Below are 4,795 nucleotides of genomic sequence, written 5' to 3'. Positions count from 1 at the left end.
CCGGCGGCGCGGACCGGCGCGGGCGCGGCGCCCGTGCCCGCCTCCAGCTCGGCGACCCGCTCGCGCAGCCGCTCGACCTCGTCGGCCAGGCGCTCCAGCGCCCAGTCCACCTCGGTCATCTTGTAGCCGCGCAGGACCTGCTGGAACTTCAGGGCACGCACGTCGTCCGCGGTCACGTCCTCGGCCGGCAGGCGGGTCGGCGACGCGCCGGGCGGCAGCGGCGCCAGTTCCTCGCCTCGCCCGAACACCAGCGCGGCGAGGAGGAACACCACGGCCGCCACGAGCGCCATGACGACGATGTAGATGAGCGCTGAGGTCACGTGACGATCGTGGCACACCCCCGCCGGTCAAACCGACGAGAACACACTCACCTCCGGGGGAGCACGGCCGAACGGAGCACCCGCGGGGCCCGCCACCGGGTCGTGCCGACTACCGCGAGCGCCGGAGCACCGTGCGCAGGGCGGGCCGGTCCTCCAGCGGCACGTCCGGTGCTCTCCAGCCGCAGCGGACGGCGGTGGAAGCCCTTCACCAGGGTGCGGGTCGCGGGTCGGCAGCGGTCCGAGCAGCGCGGGCACGAACCCCCGGGTCCGGTCGACCAGGTCGGAGTCGAGGAACCCGACCAGGTCGCCGGACGTCGCCGCCGGCGAGCGCCACAGCACCTCGCCCTTGCCGGGCCCGGGCGCCGGCTCGGGCCGCACGTCCGTCCGGTGCACGACCCGCGCGCCCGCCGCGACTGCCCGCGCCACCGTGTCGTCGGTGGACCCCAGGTCCCCCTTGCGCGCCACCGACTCGGCGCGGTCCACTGTGGACTCTTCCAGGTGTTGGCGGAGAACCGGTCGGGCGTCAGGCCAGCGCCCTCAGCACGCGCGCCGGCGGGCGGGTGCCCGCGATGCTCGCCACCATCTCGACCACGCGGCGGGTCTGCCGCACCTGGTGCGCGCGGAACACCTTCGCGCCCGCCCACGCGGCCACCGACGTCGCCGCGAGCGTGCCGTCCACCCGGTCGCCCACGTCCGCGCCGAGCGTCTCGCCGACGAAGTCCTTGTTCGACAACGCCATCAGCACCGGCCAGCCGGTGGCGACGAGCTCGTCCAGCCGGCGCAGCAGTTCCAGGCCGTGCCAGGTGTTCTTGCCGAAGTCGTGCGTCGGGTCGATCAGCACGCCGTCCCGCGGCACGCCGAGCGCGACCATCCGCTCGGCCCGCGCCACGAGCTCCTCCGCCACGGAGGCCACCACGTCGGCGTACCGGACGCGGTGCGGGTCGGTGCGCGGCTCCAGCCCGCCGGTGTGCGAGCAGACGATGCCGACGCCGAACTCCGCCGCCACCTCGGCCAGCGCCGGGTCGGCGCCCGCCCACGTGTCGTTGATCAGGTCCGCGCCCACCTCGCACACCGCGCGGCCGACCTCGTGCCGCCACGTGTCGACGCTGATCACCAGGTCGGGGTGGCGCTCGCGGACCGCCGCGACGAACGGCACGACCCGCCGCGCCTCCTCGGCGGCGTCGACGACCTCGCCCTTGGAGCCCGCCTTCACCCCGCCGATGTCGACGATGTCCGCGCCCTCGGCGACCGCCCGGTCGACCGCGGCCAGCGCGGCGTCGTCCTCGAACGTGGCGCCGCGGTCGTAGAACGAGTCGCGCGTCCGGTTGACGATCGCCATCACCAGCGCGCGATCTCCGGCGACTTCCCGTGGACCGAACCGCATGAGCGCATCGTGCCACGTCCGACCGGCTCGTGAGCTGCGTCACAGACCGCTGCTACTCGTGAGTACATTTCGGGTTTACTCGCCGGTAACACCCTGCGTGATCCCGGTCACGGTCAAGGAGGACCTCGTGCGCCGATCACTCCCCCTGCTGCTCGCCGCCCTGGTGGCGCTCGTCCTGGCGCCACCCGCCCAGGCCGCGCCCGGCTTCGCGGTGGCCTACGAGACCATCCCCGGCCAGGGCGGCACCCCGCTCAAGGCCTTCGTCGTCACGCCGACCGGACGCGGCAGCGGACCGTTCCCGCTGCTCGTGCTGCCGTCGAGCTGGGGCGTCAACAACATCGAGTACGTCGGCGCGGCGGCCAAGCTCGCCTACGAGTCCGGGTACTCGGTCATCAGCTACACGTCGCGGGGGTTCCACGACTCGGCGGGCGAGATCGACGTGGCCGGGCCGGACACCGTCGCCGACGTGAGCCGGGTGATCGACTGGGGCATCGCGCGGGCGGCCGGCGACCCCGCGCGGATCGGCGTCGGCGGCATCTCCTACGGCGCGGGCCAGTCCCTGCTCGCCGCCGCGGCCGACCACCGGATCAAGGCGGTGGCCGCGCTCAGCACGTGGACCGACCTGGCCCGCGCCCTCTACCCGAACGAGACGGTGAACGCGCAGGGCGTCGAGCTCCTGCTGGCCGCCGGGCGCCTGACCGGCCGGCCCGGACCCGTGCTGCGCGAGGCCGAGGCCGCGTACCGGCAGGACCGGTTCGAGGACGTGCTGCCGATCTCGCCGCCCCGCTCCCCCGCGTCGCACGTGTCGTCCGTCAAGGCCGCCGTGATGATCGGCAACGCGTGGAACGACAGCCTGTTCGCGCCCAGCCAGATCACCGACTTCTTCACCGCGCTGAACGGCCCGAAGCGGCTCATGCTGTCGCCCGGCGACCACGCCACCGCCGAGCTGTTCGGCGCGGCCGGGCTGCCCAACGAGATCTGGGCGTCCGTCGGCCGCTGGTTCGACCACCACCTCAAGGGCCTCGACAACGGCATCGACCGCGAGCTCCCCGTGCGGGTCAAGCCCAACAACGGCGGCGGCTGGCGCGCGTTCCCGTCGTGGGCGGCGGCCACCAGCAGGACCGACACCGTGCCGTTGGCGGCGGACCGGATCGGCGCGGGGTGGCCGACCATCGCCGAGAGCGGCACGGTCCTCGTGTCCGGCGCGCTGCAGGGCTTCCTCCAGCTCCCGGTCGGCGTCTCGACGCCCCTGATCGACCGGGGCGCGGCGGCCGTGTGGCGCGGTCCGGTGCAGTGGACCGCCACCACCGTCAGCGGCACGCCGCGCGCGCACCTCACCGTGACGCCGAGCGCGCCCAAGACCACGCTGTTCGCGTACCTGTACGAGGTGAACCCGCTGGGCCTGGGCGCGCTCGTCACGCACAAGCCCGTGACGCTCACCGGCACCGCCACCCGGACCGTCGACCTCGACCTGGAACCGGTCGTGTGGGACGTGTCCCCGGGCAACCGGCTGGTGCTGGTCGTGGACACCGTCGACGCCCGGTACCGGAGCTCCAGCACGCTCGGGTCGACGGTGTCGTTCGGCGCGGACTCGTGGCTGACCGTGCCGCGTAGCTGACAGCAGCCGGCAGGGATTCCTGAAAGGATTCCCGACATGGAATCGAAGTCGACGTTCAAGATCACCCGGTGGGACCAGACCGTCTACGACGAGGCGGAGCCGCAGCTGGGCCGGGCGCTCGTGGACAAGGCGTACCACGGGGCCATGGAGGGGACGAGCACCGCCGAGCTGACGATGTGCCAGCCGTCCGACGGCACGGCGGGGTACGTGGGCACCGAGCGCTTCACCGGCACCGTGGACGGCAGGGCCGGGACGTTCGTGCTCCAGCACGGCGCCGTCATGTCGGCGGAGGGGGCCGAGTTCTGGGGCCACATCGTGCCGGGGTCGGGCACGGGCGAGCTGGCCGGGATCTCCGGCAAGGCCCGGCTGGAGCACGAGCTGATCATCCTGGACCACGACCTTGGCTGACCGGGAACGGGTGATCGCCTACCGGGTCGCGGCGCACCAGTTCGACCGCACCGCCGCCGACCCGTCCGAGCTGCGGGTGTTCGACCTGGGGTTGCAGGACTCGGAGCGGTCCGCCGTGCCCGCGCTGGCGGCGCGGCTGGACCGCGTCCCCGACCTCGGCCCGTTCACGCTCACGTGGAGCGTGCGGGGCGCGCCGCACTGGCACCGCGCGGCCGACGTGCCGGACCTGGAGGCCCGGCCGTGGCCGTTGAGCGACGCCGACGCGCTGGCCCGGATGAACCGGCCGCCGGTCGAGCACGGCCGCGCCGCGCTGCGCGAGGTCGCGTCCGCCCTGCGGGACGTCGTCACGGAGCCGATGACGAAGGGCGAGGCGTCGTCCCGCCTCACCTCCCGGGTCGACCCGGCCCTCACCGCCTGGTGCCGCGGCTGCGACGCCACGCACGTGCCGGACCCCGTGTTCCGCCTCGCCGTCCTGCCCGCCGGCCTGCGCTTCGACCCGGTCGAGAAGACGACGACCTTCGTGCCGCTGGAAAACCGCCGCGACGTACCGCACGAGTCACACGGCTTCGCCGCGCTCATCACCGACTACCTGCGGCTGCACGGCCCCGCCGGCCCGTCGGAGGTGGCGCACTACTTCGGCGCGCCGGTCCGCGACGTGAAGGACGCGTGGCCGGACGACCTCGTCGCGATCTCGAAACGCGCGTGGCTGCCCGCCGACCGCGTCGAAGCCTTCGAGAACCCGCCGGAACCCGAGGTCGTACGGCTCCTGCCCCCGCTGGACCCGTACCTGAACGCCCGCGACCGCGACCTCCTGGTGCCGGACAAGGCGCACCAGAAGGAAGTCTGGCGCATCCTGGGCCGCCGCGGCGCCCTGCTGGTGGACGGCGAGATCCTGGGCACCTGGCAGTCCAGAACCACCCGAACCCACCTGGAGGTGAAGCTCAAGCCCTTCGTCCCCCTGGACGAGGACATGTTCGCCGAGGAGGCCACCCGCCTGGCCAAAGCCAAGGGCCTCAACCAAGCCAAGCTCACCTAGCCCCACCCCACCCGGTCCCCTACCCCACC

5 protein-coding genes and 1 pseudogene are annotated in these 4,795 nt (G+C 73.7%); 3 read left to right on the top strand and 3 right to left on the bottom strand.

Going from position 1 to position 4,795, the window contains the following annotated elements; all coding sequences use genetic code 11:
• The 3 genes and pseudogenes from ACFQ3T_RS34280 to folP all read right to left on the bottom strand — a co-directional run.
• A partial coding sequence (locus tag ACFQ3T_RS34280) for a DivIVA domain-containing protein (RefSeq protein WP_380729914.1) occupies positions 1-320 on the bottom strand: 320 nt, incomplete at its 3' end.
• Between the two features lie 113 nt (positions 321-433).
• Positions 434-770, bottom strand: a pseudogene (locus tag ACFQ3T_RS34275) (glucosyl-3-phosphoglycerate synthase); the annotation flags it as partial.
• A 73-nt stretch (positions 771-843) separates the two neighbouring features.
• On the bottom strand, positions 844-1,704 hold the full coding sequence (folP, locus tag ACFQ3T_RS34270; RefSeq protein WP_380729910.1) for a dihydropteroate synthase: 861 nt from the start codon (positions 1,702-1,704) through the stop codon (positions 844-846).
• Between the two features lie 127 nt (positions 1,705-1,831).
• On the opposite strand from folP, the gene ACFQ3T_RS34265 reads away from it, so the two are divergent.
• Genes ACFQ3T_RS34265 through ACFQ3T_RS34255 form a run of 3 tightly spaced genes read left to right on the top strand, consistent with a single transcriptional unit; the run spans position 1,832 to position 4,766 of the window.
• Positions 1,832-3,322, top strand: a complete 1,491-nt coding sequence (locus tag ACFQ3T_RS34265) for a CocE/NonD family hydrolase (RefSeq protein WP_380729907.1) — start codon at positions 1,832-1,834, stop codon at positions 3,320-3,322.
• 36 nt (positions 3,323-3,358) lie between these two features.
• Positions 3,359-3,730: a DUF3224 domain-containing protein gene (locus ACFQ3T_RS34260; RefSeq protein ID WP_380729905.1), complete on the top strand. Its 372-nt coding sequence runs from the start codon at positions 3,359-3,361 to the stop codon at positions 3,728-3,730.
• Positions 3,723-4,766 (top strand): DNA glycosylase AlkZ-like family protein, encoded by a 1,044-nt coding sequence (locus ACFQ3T_RS34255; protein WP_380729903.1) that lies wholly within the window; start codon positions 3,723-3,725, stop codon positions 4,764-4,766. The genes ACFQ3T_RS34260 and ACFQ3T_RS34255 overlap by 8 nt, the downstream gene beginning before the upstream one ends.
• Positions 4,767-4,795 lie beyond the last annotated feature (29 nt).

The organism is Saccharothrix hoggarensis (genome assembly GCF_042678885.1).
Lineage (GTDB): Bacteria > Actinomycetota > Actinomycetes > Mycobacteriales > Pseudonocardiaceae > Actinosynnema > Actinosynnema hoggarensis.
Note: the sequence above shows the minus strand (reverse complement) of the source record. Positions and strands in the feature narration are given on the sequence as shown.